Source organism: Streptomyces yerevanensis, assembly GCF_000716805.1.
Classification (GTDB): domain Bacteria; phylum Actinomycetota; class Actinomycetes; order Streptomycetales; family Streptomycetaceae; genus Streptomyces; species Streptomyces flaveus.
The window spans coordinates 23,134-38,301 of record NZ_JNWJ01000016.1 but is presented as its reverse complement, the minus strand read 5'-3'; the positions used below and the strand labels follow the sequence as shown (position 1 = coordinate 38,301).

Annotated in this window: 16 protein-coding genes and 1 tRNA gene; 10 read left to right on the top strand and 7 right to left on the bottom strand. The window is 69.6% G+C overall.

Annotation, left to right across the window (positions count from 1 at the left end; genetic code table 11):
• Positions 1 to 46 precede the first annotated feature (46 nt).
• The 4 genes from OP79_RS18680 to OP79_RS18670 all read left to right on the top strand — a co-directional run bounded on the left by OP79_RS18680 (position 47) and on the right by OP79_RS18670 (position 3,923).
• A complete protein-coding gene (locus OP79_RS18680; RefSeq protein ID WP_033321391.1) occupies positions 47 to 397 on the top strand; it encodes a metallopeptidase family protein in 351 nt (116 codons plus the stop codon).
• Positions 398 to 540: 143 nt separating this feature from the next.
• Positions 541 to 1,089: a hypothetical protein gene (locus tag OP79_RS51815; protein ID WP_342669532.1), complete on the top strand. Its 549-nt coding sequence runs from the start codon at positions 541 to 543 to the stop codon at positions 1,087 to 1,089.
• A 266-nt stretch (positions 1,090 to 1,355) separates the two neighbouring features.
• Positions 1,356 to 3,560, top strand: a complete 2,205-nt coding sequence (locus tag OP79_RS18675) for a DEAD/DEAH box helicase (RefSeq protein WP_033321390.1) — start codon at positions 1,356 to 1,358, stop codon at positions 3,558 to 3,560.
• Positions 3,561 to 3,850: 290 nt separating this feature from the next.
• Positions 3,851 to 3,923, top strand: a tRNA-Lys gene (locus OP79_RS18670).
• Positions 3,924 to 4,033: 110 nt separating this feature from the next.
• On the opposite strand, the gene OP79_RS18665 is transcribed toward OP79_RS18670, so the two are convergent.
• From OP79_RS18665 to OP79_RS18650, 4 genes are read right to left on the bottom strand one after another with little or no spacing between them, the layout of a single operon-like run.
• Positions 4,034 to 4,648, bottom strand: a complete 615-nt coding sequence (locus OP79_RS18665; protein ID WP_033321389.1) for a GTP-binding protein — start codon at positions 4,646 to 4,648, stop codon at positions 4,034 to 4,036.
• The gene (locus OP79_RS18660; RefSeq protein ID WP_033321388.1) at positions 4,596 to 5,039 is read right to left on the bottom strand and encodes a DUF742 domain-containing protein; all 444 of its coding nucleotides are present in this window, start codon (positions 5,037 to 5,039) and stop codon (positions 4,596 to 4,598) included. Before OP79_RS18660 ends, OP79_RS18665 begins: the two co-directional genes overlap by 53 nt.
• 48 nt (positions 5,040 to 5,087) lie before the next feature.
• A complete protein-coding gene (locus OP79_RS18655) occupies positions 5,088 to 5,564 on the bottom strand; it encodes a roadblock/LC7 domain-containing protein (protein WP_033321387.1) in 477 nt (158 codons plus the stop codon).
• On the bottom strand, positions 5,545 to 8,058 hold the full coding sequence (locus tag OP79_RS18650; protein ID WP_245685368.1) for a sensor histidine kinase: 2,514 nt from the start codon (positions 8,056 to 8,058) through the stop codon (positions 5,545 to 5,547). Before OP79_RS18650 ends, OP79_RS18655 begins: the two co-directional genes overlap by 20 nt.
• 815 nt (positions 8,059 to 8,873) lie before the next feature.
• Between OP79_RS18650 and OP79_RS18645 the strand changes: the two genes are divergently transcribed.
• Positions 8,874 to 10,016 carry a substrate-binding domain-containing protein gene (locus OP79_RS18645; protein ID WP_033321386.1) on the top strand — a complete coding sequence of 381 codons (1,143 nt, stop codon included), beginning with the start codon at positions 8,874 to 8,876 and terminating at the stop codon, positions 10,014 to 10,016.
• A 460-nt stretch (positions 10,017 to 10,476) separates the two neighbouring features.
• Here OP79_RS18645 and OP79_RS18635 read toward each other — a convergent pair whose 3' ends face one another.
• On the bottom strand, positions 10,477 to 10,863 hold the full coding sequence (locus tag OP79_RS18635; RefSeq protein WP_033321385.1) for a magnetosome magnetite crystal formation protein family: 387 nt from the start codon (positions 10,861 to 10,863) through the stop codon (positions 10,477 to 10,479).
• Positions 10,864 to 10,886: 23 nt separating this feature from the next.
• The gene (locus tag OP79_RS55290; RefSeq protein ID WP_033321384.1) at positions 10,887 to 11,159 is read right to left on the bottom strand and encodes a hypothetical protein; all 273 of its coding nucleotides are present in this window, start codon (positions 11,157 to 11,159) and stop codon (positions 10,887 to 10,889) included.
• Positions 11,160 to 11,571: 412 nt separating this feature from the next.
• On the opposite strand from OP79_RS55290, the gene OP79_RS18625 reads away from it, so the two are divergent.
• On the top strand, positions 11,572 to 12,225 hold the full coding sequence (locus OP79_RS18625) for a hypothetical protein (RefSeq protein ID WP_051744733.1): 654 nt from the start codon (positions 11,572 to 11,574) through the stop codon (positions 12,223 to 12,225).
• 302 nt (positions 12,226 to 12,527) lie between these two features.
• Positions 12,528 to 13,133: a GNAT family N-acetyltransferase gene (locus OP79_RS18620; RefSeq protein WP_078491870.1), complete on the top strand. Its 606-nt coding sequence runs from the start codon at positions 12,528 to 12,530 to the stop codon at positions 13,131 to 13,133.
• A gap of 50 nt (positions 13,134 to 13,183) precedes the next feature.
• Here OP79_RS18620 and OP79_RS18615 read toward each other — a convergent pair whose 3' ends face one another.
• The gene (locus OP79_RS18615) at positions 13,184 to 13,480 is read right to left on the bottom strand and encodes a GntR family transcriptional regulator (protein WP_033321383.1); all 297 of its coding nucleotides are present in this window, start codon (positions 13,478 to 13,480) and stop codon (positions 13,184 to 13,186) included.
• A gap of 157 nt (positions 13,481 to 13,637) precedes the next feature.
• On the opposite strand from OP79_RS18615, the gene OP79_RS18610 reads away from it, so the two are divergent.
• From OP79_RS18610 to OP79_RS18600, 3 genes are all read left to right on the top strand, one after another.
• On the top strand, positions 13,638 to 13,982 hold the full coding sequence (locus OP79_RS18610) for a hypothetical protein (protein ID WP_033321382.1): 345 nt from the start codon (positions 13,638 to 13,640) through the stop codon (positions 13,980 to 13,982).
• Positions 13,982 to 14,356, top strand: a complete 375-nt coding sequence (locus OP79_RS18605; protein ID WP_033321381.1) for a hypothetical protein — start codon at positions 13,982 to 13,984, stop codon at positions 14,354 to 14,356. Before OP79_RS18610 ends, OP79_RS18605 begins: the two co-directional genes overlap by 1 nt.
• Positions 14,357 to 14,697: 341 nt before the next feature.
• On the top strand, positions 14,698 to 15,150 hold the full coding sequence (locus tag OP79_RS18600) for an iron chaperone (RefSeq protein ID WP_033321380.1): 453 nt from the start codon (positions 14,698 to 14,700) through the stop codon (positions 15,148 to 15,150).
• The last annotated feature ends 18 nt before the right edge of the window (positions 15,151 to 15,168 follow it).

The window sequence follows — 15,168 nt, the reverse complement described above, 5'->3', positions numbered from 1 at the left end:
GGCCCTTCACCCCTCGTACGTGACCTCCGTACCTGACAATGGCTCTGTGCTGGAGATGACGCGCGAGGAGTTCGAGGAACTGGTCGCCGAGGCCCTGGACCGGATCCCGCCGGAGCTGACACGACTGATGGACAACGTGGCGGTGTTCGTCGAGGACGAACCGCCGAGCAATGATCCCGAGCTGCTCGGGCTGTACGAGGGAACTCCGCTGACGGACCGCGGCGAGTGGTACGCGGGCGTGCTGCCGGACCGGATCACCATCTACCGGGGGCCGACGCTGCGGATGTGCGAGTCGCGGGAGGACGTCGTGGCCGAGACGGAAGTGACGGTGGTTCATGAGATCGCCCACCACTTCGGGATCGACGACGCGCGGCTGCACGCCCTCGGGTACGGGTGAGGTGCGGATCAGGTCCGTCCGTACGACTGTTGAAATACGACTGTTGAAAACTGTCCTTCGGGCGGCGTGTCCTCTTGCGGGCGGCGGGAGTTGGGCAGGGGGACTGCTTGTCCCCGCCCCGGAGGTGGCTGCCCGTGCGCGCCATGTACGTACCTGTCCGTCTGGCCGCCGCGGCCCTGGCCGTCGCGGCGAGTGCCGGATGTATGAGCGTCAGTAATGACGACGACGATGCGAGCGGGTCCAGGCCGTCGCACTCCGCGGAGCGGCGGGGCGGTGAGGCGCCGGACGTCGGCTCGGCGGTGACGGGTGGCGGCGGCGGTGGCTCCGGGCAAGGCGGGGCGGGTGACGAACAACACGGTTCGGCGGGGCCCGGTAGGTCGGGGGATGACCGTCCCCAGGACGGGGACGGGCCGGCCTCGCCGTCGCAGGACGACGGGAGCGGATCCTCGTCGCAGACCAAGCCGGGGAAGAAGAAGCCGAAGCCGCAGGCACCCGGGCCGACCAGGGCGAAGCCCGCCCCGCCCCGTACGACTCCGACTCCCGGGCCCAAGCCGCCGAAGCCGCCGAAGAACTCGCCCACGCCGTCGCCGCCCGCCCCGACCACCGCCGAACCGTCGTCCTCGGCACACCCGGAGCCCACGCCGCAACTCGCGGAGCGGGAGCCGGCGCCGCAGGCGGGTGTGAGCGGCTGACCAGGGCTGACGTGGGGCCGGCTGACGAGGGCCGATCCATGGCTGACCTGGGGTTATCGGCTCAATGCGCCTCTCGATTTGCCTTGAGGGCCGGAGGGTGCGTATCTTGGTAGATCGTTTGATCCCATTTGCCCGGCGCCAATGCAGAGCGCGCCGTGTGGCGCGTACTCTCCCTTGCCGTGGCTGGACCGCATTGAGGCGGTCGATTTGCGAACACGGAGTTGACGGGCGCGTGCCGACGAGACTCCGGAAGGTTTCGCATTCGCATGTCCATTTCCAGTACTGATCACATCGTCGTGCCCGAGAACGAGGCCGTCGAAGTGCCCGAGGCCGCCGCGGCCGAGGCCCCCACGACCCCCGAGGCCCCCGAGGTCACCTTCGGCGACCTGGGTCTGCCCGACGGCATCGTGCGCAAGCTCGCGCAGAACGGCGTGACCTCCCCCTTCCCGATCCAGGCCGCGACCATCCCGGACGCCCTGGCCGGAAAGGACATCCTCGGCCGTGGCCGCACCGGCTCCGGCAAGACCCTCTCCTTCGGTCTGCCGCTGCTCGCGCAGCTGTCCGGCGGTCACACCGAGAAGAAGAAGCCCCGCGGCGTCATCCTCACCCCGACCCGTGAGCTCGCGATGCAGGTCGCGGACGCCCTCCAGCCGTACGGCGACGTGCTCGGCCTGAAGATGAAGGTCGTCTGCGGCGGTACGTCGATGGGCAACCAGATCTACGCCCTCGAGCGCGGCGTCGACATCCTCGTCGCCACCCCGGGCCGCCTGCGCGACATCATCAGCCGCGGCGCCTGCTCCCTGGAGAACGTCCAGGTCGCCGTGATCGACGAGGCCGACCAGATGTCCGACCTGGGCTTCCTGCCCGAGGTCACCGAACTGCTCGACCAGGTCCCGCCCGGCGGCCAGCGCATGCTGTTCTCGGCCACGATGGAGAACGAGATCTCCACGCTGGTCAAGCGCTACCTGAGCAACCCGGTCACGCACGAGGTCGACAGCGCCCAGGGCAACGTCACGACGATGTCCCACCACATCTTCGTCGTGAAGCCCAAGGACAAGGCGCCGGTCACCGCCGCGATCGCCTCCCGCAAGGGCCGCACGATCATCTTCGTACGTACGCAGCTGGGCGCCGACCGCATCGCCGAGCAGCTCCGTGACGCGGGCGTGAAGGCCGACGCGCTGCACGGCGGTATGACGCAGGGCGCGCGGACGCGGACGCTGGCCGACTTCAAGGACGGTTACGTCAACGCGCTCGTCGCCACCGACGTCGCCGCCCGCGGTATCCACGTCGACGGCATCGACCTGGTCCTGAACGTGGACCCGGCCGGTGACCACAAGGACTACCTGCACCGCTCCGGCCGTACGGCCCGCGCGGGCCGTTCCGGCACGGTCGTGTCGCTGTCCCTGCCGCACCAGCGCCGGCAGATCTTCCGCCAGATGGAGGACGCGGGCGTCGACGCCTCGCGTCACATCATCCAGGGCGGTGCCGCCTTCGACGCGGAGGTCGCGGAGATCACCGGCGCCCGGTCGATGACCGAGGTGCAGGCCGAGTCCGCGGGCAACGCCGCGCAGCAGGCCGAGCGCGAGGTCGCCCAGCTCACCAAGCAGCTGGAGCGCGCGCAGCGGCGTGCCTCCGAGCTGCGCGAGGAGGCCGACCGCCTGCTCGCCCGCGCCGCGCGCGAGCGGGGCGACGACCCGGAGGCCGCGCTCGCCGAGGCCGCCGCCGTCGTGGAGGCCGCCGCGGCCGAGGCCGCGCTTGCCGCCTCCGTGCCGGAGCAGTCGGCCGCACCGGCGTACGAGCAGCCGCGTCAGCGCCGTGACGAGCGGGGCAACTACGAGCGCCGGGACCGTCGTGACGGTGACCGGGGTGGCTTCCGCCGGGACGAGCGCCGTGACGACAGGCGCGACGGCGACCGTGGTGGTTTCCGCCGTGACGACCGCAGGGACGGTGACCGTGGCGGTTTCCGTCGGGACGACCGTCCGTCGGGCGGCTCGGGCGGGTTCCGTCGCGATGACCGGCGTGACAACGACCGGGGTGGCCGTTCGTTCGACCGCCGTGACGGTGAGCGTGGTGGCTTCCGCCGTGACGAGCGCCGTGATGGTGACCGTCCGTCGGGTGGTTTCCGTCGGGACGAGCGTCGTGATGGTGACCGTCCGTCGGGTGGTTTCCGTCGGGACGACCGTCCGTCGGGCGGCTCGGGCGGGTTCCGCCGCGATGACCGCCGTGACGGCGACCGTCCCACCGGTGGCTTCCGCCGCGACGACCGTCCCTCCGGCCACCGGGGCAGCGACCGCCCGTTCAACCGCGACCGTCAGGGCGACCGTCCCACCGGCGGCTTCCGCTCCGGCGGCCACGACCGCCCGCACGGCCGCCGTGACGACCACCGTGGCGCCGGCTCCGGTACGGGTACGGGCTCCGGCTCCTCCTTCGGCCGCCGCGACGACAAGCCGCGCTGGAAGCGCAACGGCTGACCTGACCCTTACCCGGAGGGCCCGGACGACTTCGGTCGTCCGGGCCCTCCGGCGTTCGCGGGCCGCGAGCGAGCCGACCGACCGTTCGCCGCCACGTGGTGGTACGCCTCGGCCCGCCACTGGTCCCTCAACCCGGACCACGAACACACCCGCACCCACGAGGCGTCCCGCGCGAACACCCCGGAACCGGTAGATCCCTGACGCTTCCACCCACCCGACGTGGCCGGGACCCCGATACCCGATCGGAGACCCGGCCACGTCCGGCTATGCTCGGGGGAGCAACATCGCCAGGGCCCTTAGCTCAATTGGCAGAGCAGTGGACTTTTAATCCATTGGTTGTGGGTTCGAGTCCCACAGGGCCTACCTCCAGCGGGTTGGCGGATACCCCGTCCGACCCGCGCTTGAGCGCCCTGTCCGGCTGTGCCGGGCAGGGCGCTTCCGCGTTCTCGGCCCCGCTGCGTGAGCGAAGTGGATCAGGTCGCTGCGGCTGCCTCGGCGCGGGAGATCGCGACGTCGAGTACGACCAGCAGCGCGTCCCGGACCGAGCCGGTCCTCCGTGCGTCGAAGACGATCAGCGGCACGTGCTCGGAGATGTCCAGTGTCCACCGCACCTCGTCCAGATCGTCCCCGACCTCCCCGTCGAACGCGTTGACGGCGACCGCGAACGGGAGGTTCTTGTGCTCGAAATAGTCCACCGCTGCGTAGCAGTCGTCCAGGCGGCGGGTGTCGACGATCACCAGGCCGCCGAGGGCGCCCTCCACCAGGTCGTCCCACATGAAACCGAACCGGTCCTGGCCCGGCGTGCCGAACAGGTACAGCTTCAGTGTCGGGTCGATGGTGAGGCAGCCGAAGTCCATGGCGACCGTGGTGGTGCTCTTGCCAGGAGTGTGCGTGAGATCGTCCACGCCGGCCGCGACCTCGGTGATCGCGGCCTCCGTGGTGAGCGGCCGGATGTCGGAGATCGAGCCCACGGCCGTGGTCTTGCCGACCCCGAAGCCGCCGGCGATGACCAACTTGACGGGCGTCGGCGGCTGTTCAGCCGGAGTTGCGGAGTGTGCCCCGTGACTCGGGGACGGCACGGAGACCATCGATAACCCTTCTCAGTACGGAGAGATCCTGGGCTGTCCCGGCGTTCGGCCTGTGGACCGCCAGATGCCCGGCGGCACACAGATCCTCGGCCAGCACGCGGACGACGTTGAGGTGCAGTCGCAGCTGGGCGGCCAGTTCCGCCACCGACTGCGGCCGTCGGCAGGCGGCGATGATGTCGTGGTGCTCGAAGGTGAGCGTGCGGAGGACGGAGAGCCCGGTCGAGGTCGACACGACCTGGGTCTCGATGGGGATCGGTGGCGCGGTGCCGCGTCCCGACACGCGACCGGCGGTCAGCAGGAAAGGCCGGATCGAGCGGGCGCGGCCGGCCGGCTCCGGTGAGCCCCCGGCTTCCCCTGCTGCATCGTGTGGTGCTGGTCCACCGACGGCCATCACGGTCCCTTTCTGAATGCCTGTACCCGCGCTCTCGCTGCGGGACGGTCAGCTGGCCGGCGCGGCACCGACGCTCTTCTTCAGCTCCAGTACCAGTTGGGGGGTGAGCGCGGCCCCGGCCCGGTTGGTGAAGAGGGCCATCTCATAGGCGATGTTGCCCAGTTTCGCCTCCTTCGAGGTCACCACGCCGAGGACGGCGCCGCCGCCGATGGCCGACACCAGAACATGGCCGCCCTCCAGGTCGATGATGACCTTGTTGAGGCCGCCCAGGCCGTAGTTGCCGGAGGCGCCCGCGGCGAGACTCGTCATGCCGGACACGATCGCGGCGAGCCGCTCGGAGTCGGCCTGGTCGCGCAGCCGGGAGACCGCGATCAGCAGGCCGTCGGACGACACCGCGATGGCGTCGAGGACACCGTCCGTCTCCGAGGCGAACCGGTCGAGCAGCCAGGTGAAATCGGCCGCGGCGGCTCGCAGATCGGTGGGTGTTGCTCGCTCGGAACTGCTGTCACCTGTCGACGTGGTCACTGCCCGACTCCTTCTTGGATTCCTGGTGTGGCGATGGTGCAGGCTCCGTCCTGCCCAGGGGACTGTCCTGCGCCGCCCTGCGTACGGCGGCCTCGAACTCATCGAGTTCCGAGCGGATCGCCTCGGCGTCGACGGGGGGCCGTACGGCAGCCGGGGCCTCTCGGTCGGCCGGCTGGGTGGTCCTGGAGAGTGTCGCGCCACGCACCCGTCTGGGCCGGGTCCGGGAGGCCTCCGCCGCGGGCTTCCCGGGGGCGGCGGTCCGGCTCGTGGGGACGCGTTGGGGGAGGCCGCCCTGCGGCGGCGGGGCCGTCAGCCGCAGTTCGGGTGCGGAGGCCCGTACGGGACGGGGCTCTCGGGATTCGAGTTCGTTCGCCTCCGGCCGTTCGGTTCTGGCGCCGACGCTTCTCGGACTTCGCTCGTTCCTCGCTGTGTCCGCGTGCGCTCTCGCTGTGTCGATCAGCGGCTTCGCCGCGGGCGGCGTGGCCTTTGACTCGCTCACGGGTGCGACGGCCTCCAGCTCGGACCTCTGCCCGGACCTCGTCGGGAGTACCGCCACGGTCCCGGTCGGGCTCGGGGGCGGAGTGGGGTCCACGGGGCTCATGGTCAGCAGGAGCGCGGAGGGGATCCAGACGGTGCTGGTGACCCCGCCGCCCGGCGTACGGCTCAGGGTCACCCGTATGCCCCAGCGCCGGGCGAGGCTTCCGACCACGAAGAGGCCGAGCATTTTGGTCGGTACGAGGTCGAGCCGTTCCCGGCGGATGAGCCGGGCGTTCTCCTCGACGAGGCGTTCCGCGCTCATGCCGAGGCCGTGGTCGATGACCTCGACCAGCGCACCACCGTCCGAGGTGACGTCGGTACCGGGCCGGACGGCCACCTCGACGGGCGTGTGGGACGGGGAGAACGCGACCGCGTTCTCCAGCAGTTCGGCGAGCATCAGCGTCAGGTCGCCGATGACGTCGGGGGCGACGGTGACCTCTGTCTCGGACCGCAGGGACACCCGCTGATACCCCTCGATCTGGCCGAGCCCCACCCGTATGACGTTGGCCAGGGTGGTCGGCCGGGCCTCGACGCCGGTCTCCCGGATGCCGGCGAGCAGCATCAGGCTGTCGGCATTGCGCTGGAGGCGTACGGCGATGTGGTCGATGCGGTAGAGCCGCTCGAGGAGGTCGGGATCGGTTTCCTCGCGTTCGATGGCATCGATCAGTGTGAGCTGACGCGATGACAGATTGCTGACACGTCGCCCGACGTTGCCGAACATCTCGGCGACGTTGCGTCGGCTCAGCACCTGCCGCTCCAGCAGCGCGGCGGCGGCGACCTGCACCTGGTTGAACGCCTCGGCCAGCTCACCGATCTCGTCACGGACCGGAACCGGGATCGCCTTCGGACGCAGCGGCGTGCTGTCGGCGGCCTCGTCCTCCGCGACCCGGGCGAGTTCCTCACCCGCCACGTCGACGACCTGCTGAGCCGCGCCGGTCAGCGCCGCCAAGGGGCGTACGACCGAGCGCCGGACCAGCACGGAGAAGGCCAGCCAGCCGGCGAAGCCGAGCAGGGCCAGGCCGAGCAGCATCAAGGCATTCCGCAGGGCGCTCGCGGACATGGCGTCGGCCCGAGCGGCGGTCTGGTCGATCAGCGACCGGGTGATGCCAAGGCGGGTTTCGGCATGCTGTGCTCCGGCAGCGATCTTCTTGCTCAGTTGCTGTGGCGTCTGGGCCTGCAGGGAACTCGGATCGATCTGGAGCTCCGCGAACTGGGCCTCGATGCCGCTCTGCCCGGCACTGCGCTCGATGCCGCTCAGGGTCAGGACCTGGGCCGGCGTGGCGATCCGGCCGAACCGGTCCGACTGGTGCTCGTAGAGCGTGTGGGCGCCGAGCGCGCGGCTGTACTCGGTGAGGGCGTTGGCGTCACGGGTCTGCGCGGAGAACACGGCGCTCTCGAAGGCCGCGTGGGCGGCGTCGGCGCGCAACACCGTGTCGAGCAGAGTGATCACCGAGGATGAGGGGGTGTCCGACAAGCGGTCGAGCCCGATGCCGTCGATCAGGTAGTCGACCGCGGAAGCGTACGCGGGGTCGATGTTGGCGACGGGTACGTAGTCCCGTTCGAGCTTCTCGCGCAGGACGGCAAGGCTGCTGATGTACTCGAGGGCCTGCTTCTCCTTGTCCGGCAGGCTCGAACCGAACGCGGAACGCACGGCGGCGACTTGTGCGTCGGTGTTCCGCTGCGCCCGGCGGTAGTCGGCGGTCGACGGGCGGGCGGCCCCGGAGCGGTCCGACTCGTACCGCACAGACAGCACGAGCGCCTGCCGGTGTTCGGCCTGCACGCCGTTGATCAGCCTCGCGACCTGTTCGCTGTCGCGCACCAGATCAGCGATCCGACCGGCGTCCCGGGCCCGTACCACCTGGTCGACGACACCGGCGCCGAGCAGCAGGCCGACGACCAGGACGGGCGCGCTCACCAGGACGTTGAGTTTTCGCCGGAACGGCCATCGGTCGAGCACGGCTCCCGCTCTCCGGCGCAACGGCGGTGTCACCTCCGCAGGCCCTGGCGGGTCGGGTGCGAGGTGGTGATCCCCCCACTCAGCCGAAGCCGAGAGCGGGGGAGGGTCCACTGTGTTCACGGACACCCTGGCCTCCTTCGTCGTGTTCCTGAGCGGTGACCGAGGTGTCGTTCGTGCCGGACCGCGAACCGCCGGGAGCGGAGCGTGACACTTTTGACGCGCCCGTCGCTGATAGGTACGAAAGGATTGCGCCACGTGTCCGAATCCGGCCGTGCGGAGACTATCGTTCGGGCGGAGGTTCGACTGGCCATATGCCATCAAGAGTTGATTACAAAATATTTCTTGGTTTATGTGCGGACATTGACGCTTTGTCGTAGGAGGGTCCGCCGCCGACCCATGTCCGGTGCAGGGCGGCGGAGTTGACGAGGGCCGACGTGTCCCACATGGTCCGGGCGTTCTGCGTGTTCTGCGCGTTTCGTGCGACCTTCGGCATCAGCGGCGTGTAAGTCGTCGGCATCGTTGGCGCCTTGCACGGCCCGGCTCGGCGCCAGATCGTCACCTCGGCGTCGTGCGGAGGGGTGCGACGTCGTGTTGTCGGACGTTCACTCGCACCCTGCTACATTCCCCCGGCATATGCCCTGGCTCCCTCCGGGAGCACCGTCGTCGCTGTGGCCGCCCCGCCACGGACTCGGCATCGCCGTCGGTGCCGCGGCCTCTCCTTCGGCGGAGGTGCCGCGCCGGAACCGTCGGCGCCTTCGTCCATCTCCTCCCCCCACTCGCCCCATACCCTCTTTTGCCTTGTTGAGGAGACCCCAGTGCACGCCACCCGCCAGGCGACCGTGTCGGCCGCCGCGTTGCTGGCCATGGCCACCGCCGTCGTCGGCTGTGACAGCGGTTCGACCACTGCCGCAGCCACCGCCGACTCCGCCAAGCCCGGCTGTCCCGCCGTCCTCGCCCGTGTCAAGTCGGCGGTCAAGAAGGCCGAAGACGTCGACGCGCCGTGGGACGGTCCCACCACCGGTCCCCGGGCCGTTCCCGACAAGACCATCGTCTTTGTCGCCCAGACCCTGGCCAACCCCGGTGTCACCGGCGTCGCCCAAGGCGTTGAGGAGGCTGCCAAGGTCATCGGCTGGAAGGTCCGCGTCATCAATGGACAGGGCACGTCCGCCGGTATCAAAGCCGCCTTCGGCGAGGCCGTGGCCCTCGAGCCCGCAGGTATAGTCATCGGCGGTTTTGACCCCAAATCCACTGCCCAGCAGGTCCGTCAGGCCAAAGCCGCGGGTATCCCGCTGATCGGATGGCACGCCGTTGGAGCCCCTGGCCCCAGCGAGGACCCGGAGCTCTTCAGCAACATCACCACCAAGGTCGAGGACGTCGCGAAGATCAGCGCCGACTGGATCATCGCCCGGTCCAACGGTCGCGCGGGCGTCGTCCTGTTCACCGATGCCTCGATACCCTTCGCCAAGCGGAAGTCCGACCTGATCAAGAAGGAACTCGCCACCTGTTCCGACGTCAGGCTGCTGAGCTACGAGGACATCCCCATCCCCGAAGCCAACAGCCGCACCGTTGAGGCCGTCTCTTCCCTTCTCTCCCGTTTCGGCAGTGAGTGGACCCACTCCGCCGCCATCAACGACCTCTACTTCGAGCACGCCGCCACCGCTCTGCGCGCCGGCGACCGGCAGGGCGCCGACGCCCCGTTCAACATCGGCGCCGGCGACGGCGACCCGTCGGCTTTCCGGCGCATCAACGGCAGGGAGTACCAGGCCGCCACCGTGCCCGAGCCCCTCTCCGAACAGGGCTGGCAGATCATCGACGAGTTCAACCGTGCTTTCTCCGGCAGAGCCGACAGCGGATACGTCGCCCCTGTCCACATCGCCACCGCCTCCAACAGCGGTGGCGCACTGTCCTGGGACTCCGAGGGCTATCGCCAGGCGTACCGGAAGATCTGGGGCAAGTAGGCCATCGGCCAACGGCCCCAGCCACCAGCCAAGCCGGTACGTGCCCGGCAGCGTCGTCGCCGACGGGCACGAGCGGCGCCGCCTCCAGGTGGACGTCGCAGGGCAGCCGCAGGGGTCCGCGTGAGCGATGCGTGAGCGGACGACGCCGCACAGGCCGGGCCGAGCCGGACTTGAGCATCACGCTTCACCCGCCTCCGACCAGGCATAACAGGACGGCGGGAGACCGTCGGGCACCGCCCGGCAAGGGGCGGCGGGGACTTTTAATCCATTGGTTGTGGGTTCGAGTCCCACAGGGCCTACGGGTGGTAGGCGAGGGATATTGCCTCTGACCTGCTACGCAGCGTCCGTGTCGGCTTCGGCCGGCTCGGACGCTGACTCGTTTTCGGGGCCGTACGTGAGCGAGGCGTGACGTCGGCCGACGGTGAAGGTGTCGGAAGGCGAGATCGAAGGCGCGCTGCGGTCAGCCCAGCAGACGCAGGGAGATGGACTTGATGAAGCGGAAGTCCTGTCCGCTCCCGGCACGTACGGCTCCGACCAGTAGCCCGACAAGCCCGACCAGGATGTAGCAGAACACCAGGAGCATCGGCAGTGGCTGGGTCTGCGGGTAGGACGACGGCAGCCCGATCAGGGCCGAGAGCAGGGCGCCGCCGAGGATCGCCAGGAACGAGGTCAGACCGAAGTTCGCCGCGTGTGTGGCATGTTGGCGGGTCCACGGGTTCCCGGTCCGTGACCGGATGGCCAGCGGGACCAGCCAGATCACGAAGATCCCGAAGCATGTGAAGCCCACGAGCGCCGCACCCAGATACGACCACACCGCTCCCGCCCGGCTGCCGGTCCGCTCCACCATGACGCCCTCCTGCTTCTCAACGGCTACTGTCCTACCGCCGACGGTCCGGGACGGGTCCCCGAGCAACCCGCACGACATCGCGGAGAGACCAGCTTGCTCGGCACGAGGACCCAGCCGGACTGCTGGCCGGACGCGGCCACGAATGCGGCGGCCTGGCCGACGATGCGGTGGGCTGTCTCGGCGCCGATCTCCGGGTGATCTGTGATGACGCGACGGACAAGCCGGCTCATCACCTCGGGGGCGACCAGAGTGACCGGGGCGACGGTGTCCACGGGGCGCTCCAACGCGATGGTCACGTTCTTCCTCCTGCTGCGGACGGGTGCCCCGGGTTTTCGGGACGCTGACCGTTCCCACCGCCGGGGTTCGCACGGAGGTGGGAGGGAGCTCTCAGAAGCTGGCGCGCTACGCCGTTCGGCTGCGGTGGAACTGCCTGCTGCTTGCCACCCGCTGCATGCGGCCGTAGCCGCTCCCGCTGTCCACCCGTTGTGCGCCCGCTGGTCGATCCGCAGCCGGAGCTTGTGGCCGTGACAGCGCGGGTACCGCTTCACCTTCCGCCAGCGCTCCACCTCACCCGCCCCGTTGAGCCACCACCGGGACGGATCTTCACCGTTTGCACTCAGACCGGTAACGGAACCAACCCACCTCTTCACTTATCGCCTACATCGGATAACGTCCCCCATCTCACGAAACACCGCACAAGGGGGGCACATGAGCCAGCAATACCCGCAGAACCCCGGATACGGGCCACCACAGCAGCAGCCGGGCTGGGGCACACCACAACAGCAGCCGACCCAGTGGGGTGCACCAAACCAGCAGCCGCAGCCCGGCTGGGGCGCACCACCGCCGCCGCTGCCCCCGAAGAAGTCCAGCACCGGGAAGATCGTCGGCCTGGGCTGCGCCGGGATCGTCGCGCTCTTCGTCATCATCGGCATCTTCAGCGCTGCACTCAGCGGCGACTCCGACGACAGCAGCAAGGGCAGCACGGTCAGCTCCGAGCCCACCGCCAAGGACGAGCCCGCCGCAGAAACCCCGGCTGAAGACACACCCGCCGAGGACGCCCCAGAGGAGAAAGCGCCGGCCAAGAGCCAGGCCGGCCAGTTCAAAGACTGCGTTGCGAAGAGCGGCACGGCAACGGAGAAGTCGGCCGTCAAGCACGTCACGAAGGTGACCGGTGCGGACGAGCAGAACGACATCCTCGACGCGGCCGAGGTGTTCACGGACTACACCGGCGGGCTGGTGGGCCCACACGCGTCGGACGGGAAGCTGATCGCGTCGGCGTTCGCCTCGTGCTACGAGTCGGAGAACGGGTTGGTGACGGTGTACGACAAGTCGGGTGAGATCTTGTCGAACGGCAACTTCTGATCCGACGCCGCTGGCCCGGCTCGCGCCTGTGCGCGGCCGGGCCTCCGCATGCTCGCCGGAAGATCACCACCCCCGTCCGGGCCACAGTGCATCCCATGCCCGCCTACCCGGCGCGCTGCCCCGCTGTCGTCGTTGCGGGGCAGGGAGGGGGCAGGAGAGGGGAGGCTGAACCGCTCGAGGATGGCGTCCCGCTGGATGGTGTAGGCCGTGAAGATCTGTGCAACGAGGCTGGCATCGGTGAGCACCGTGGGGTTCGACATAACCGATCGACGCCCTGTTTGTGATGGCGTTAGCTGGTCGACATGCCAGAACTGCGTAGCGATCGCCTTCTGCTCCGCCGGTGGCGGGAGTCCGACCTCGAACCGTGGGCGGCGATGAATGCCGATCCCGAAGTCCGAGAACACCTGGGGGAACTGCTGACGCGGGAGCAAAGCGATGCCGCGGTGGCACTCATGCAGGCCGAGTTCGACGAGCGAGGTTTTGGGTGGTGGGCGCTCGAAGCACGGGAGACCGGTGAGTTCATCGGCCGCGTCGGCTTGGACGAGGTGGACGAGGACATGCCGTTCGCGGGGGTGGATATCGGGTGGCGGTTGATGCGTTCGGCGTGGGGTCACGGTTACGCCACCGAGGCCGCCCTGGCCTGCCTGGCCTTCGGCTTCGAGGCTCTCGGGCTGTCGGAGATCGTTGCCTCGACGACCGTCAACAACCTTCGTTCCCAGGCAGTGATGCGCCGGATCGGCATGACCCGGGACCCGGCCGACGACTTCGAGGACCCGAGCGTGCCCGAAGGGCTGCTTCGCCAGTGTGTGCTGTACCGGATTTCTCGCAGAGGAGCCCGTGGGCTACACCACGCGGCGGGGCACGACCCCGAGACCCGAGAAGGAGCGGGGCGGTCGGCCGCCGAGTAGCTGACGGTACGGGGTGACTCACTCTGAAGGGGCCGCGCGATGCGGCCCCTTCAGGCGTTCGGGTCGCCCTCTTCGGGAGCGTCGCTGGGCGGCTGCTCGACGACGAAGGAGCCCTTCCCGCGCACAGTGACGATCAGCCCGCGCTCGCGCAGTTCCTGTGCGGCCCGCCGTGCCGTGAGTCGTGCCACGCCGTACTCGTCGGCGAGGTGGTTCTCCGAGGGGATAGGCCTGTCCGGGGCCAGCTCCCCGGACGCGATTTTCCCGGCGACGACGTCGGCCAGCTGTACGTAGAGCGGTCTCGCGCTCATCGGGTCCAGGGTGGCGTTCGGCTCTGCCTTATCGCTCATACGTCCAACGTAGAGCGGCAGTGACCTGCACGGTCGTGTGGATCCCTCTGTACTTGTATACAGAGGGCTGCATCTCGGTGTAGCTTCGAAATGGAAAGACCCCGGCGAGGTGGCTAGACCTCCCGGGGCACGGCCAACGCTTAATAGGAGCGTCGACATGCACGACCTTATCCGCCGCACCCTCGAATGGCTGCGCCTCCTCTTCGCCCCGGGCACGGGCAAACGGCGCCGCCCCCACCGGCACCTTCACTTCTGCCTTCACCTCACCGTCGTACGCCGCCCCTCGTCCCCTCTGTCCCCGGACCTCCCTCGCAACCGCTCCCCGTACGGCCTCGTCACCCTCCTCGACGGCGCCGACTCCGCTCTCGTACGCCCCTACCTCACCGCCCACGAACAGGAAGCCGCCCTCCAGGAACGCCGTCGCCTCGCCCTCGTGCTCGCCGCCGACTTCGGGATCGACCTCGACCGGCACCTGATCGGCGCGCAGGAGGTGGCCGCCTGATGAAGCACACCACCGACCCCGCGGCGGCCACCTCCGCTCCCCGTCTCCTGCCCTGGCCGTCCCCCGACGGCAATCCCTGCTACCTGATGACGGACAGCGGTGGCGGATACGTATCCCGCCTCGCCGACGACCTGGAAGCCGTACAGCTCGCCATGGGCACCGACGTACTCGGCCTCGCCCGCGCGGTGCTGGACGACCCGGCGTCGCCGTACACCGAGGTCCGCTACGCCGGGCTCCGGCTCGCCGAGTGCCTGACCGACGCCCTGCGCGTCGCCGAGTCCCGCGGCCTGCGCCTGCCCGCACCGGACACCGCGGGAGCCGAGGAGGCCGAAGGCGCCGAGGAGGCCGACGCGACCGAACGCAGCACGGCGTAACGGGACCGAGACCCGAGGGCGCCCCTGGAAGACCCTCCCCGGCCAGGTGGCTGGTCGCGGAAATGTGACAGTGCGGCACCTGAGTGTCACATTTTTTCGCGACTGCCTACCGGGGGTCCGGCAGCGTCGACCGGAGCGCCCGCACTGCCGCCGGAATTCGGCTCGGCCCGGGCGCTGCTTCGTCATCGGGCGAGCACAGGGGACACCGACTCCGTGTCCGTGGTGGTTTCCGTGGTCGGCACGGATGCCGCCGCAGTTCGGTCAGGACAGGCTGTGACCACAGCGGCAGGGCCTGACCGGGCACACCGAGCCGCTCGTGACACACGACCACAGGAGTGATCATGGCCGGCGCCAAGAACAGCTCGTACGAGGGATTCACGGCCGAGGAGCGGGCCGCGATGAAGGACCACGCCCAGGAGCAGAAGAAGGCGGTGCGTCGCGGCTCGCGTGCGGACAAGGCGGCGGAGGCGGAGCGGGACGTGCTCGCGAAGATCGCGGAGATGCCGGACTCGGACCGGATCATGGCCGAGCGCGTCCATGCCATCGTCAAGGCCAACGCCCCGGTCCTCGCGCCGAAGCTCTGGTACGGGATGCCCGCCTACGCACTGGAAGGCAAGGTCGTCTGCTTCTTCCAGAGCGCGGCGAAGTTCAAGTCGCGCTACGCCACCCTCGGGTTCAACGACCCGGCGAAGCTGGACGAGGGCACGATGTGGGCGACCGCTTTCGCCCTGACCGAGGTGACGGACGAGGCGGAGGCGCGGATCGCCGCACTGGTGAAGCAGGCGGTCAGTTGAAGGCACACGCAGCGGCGG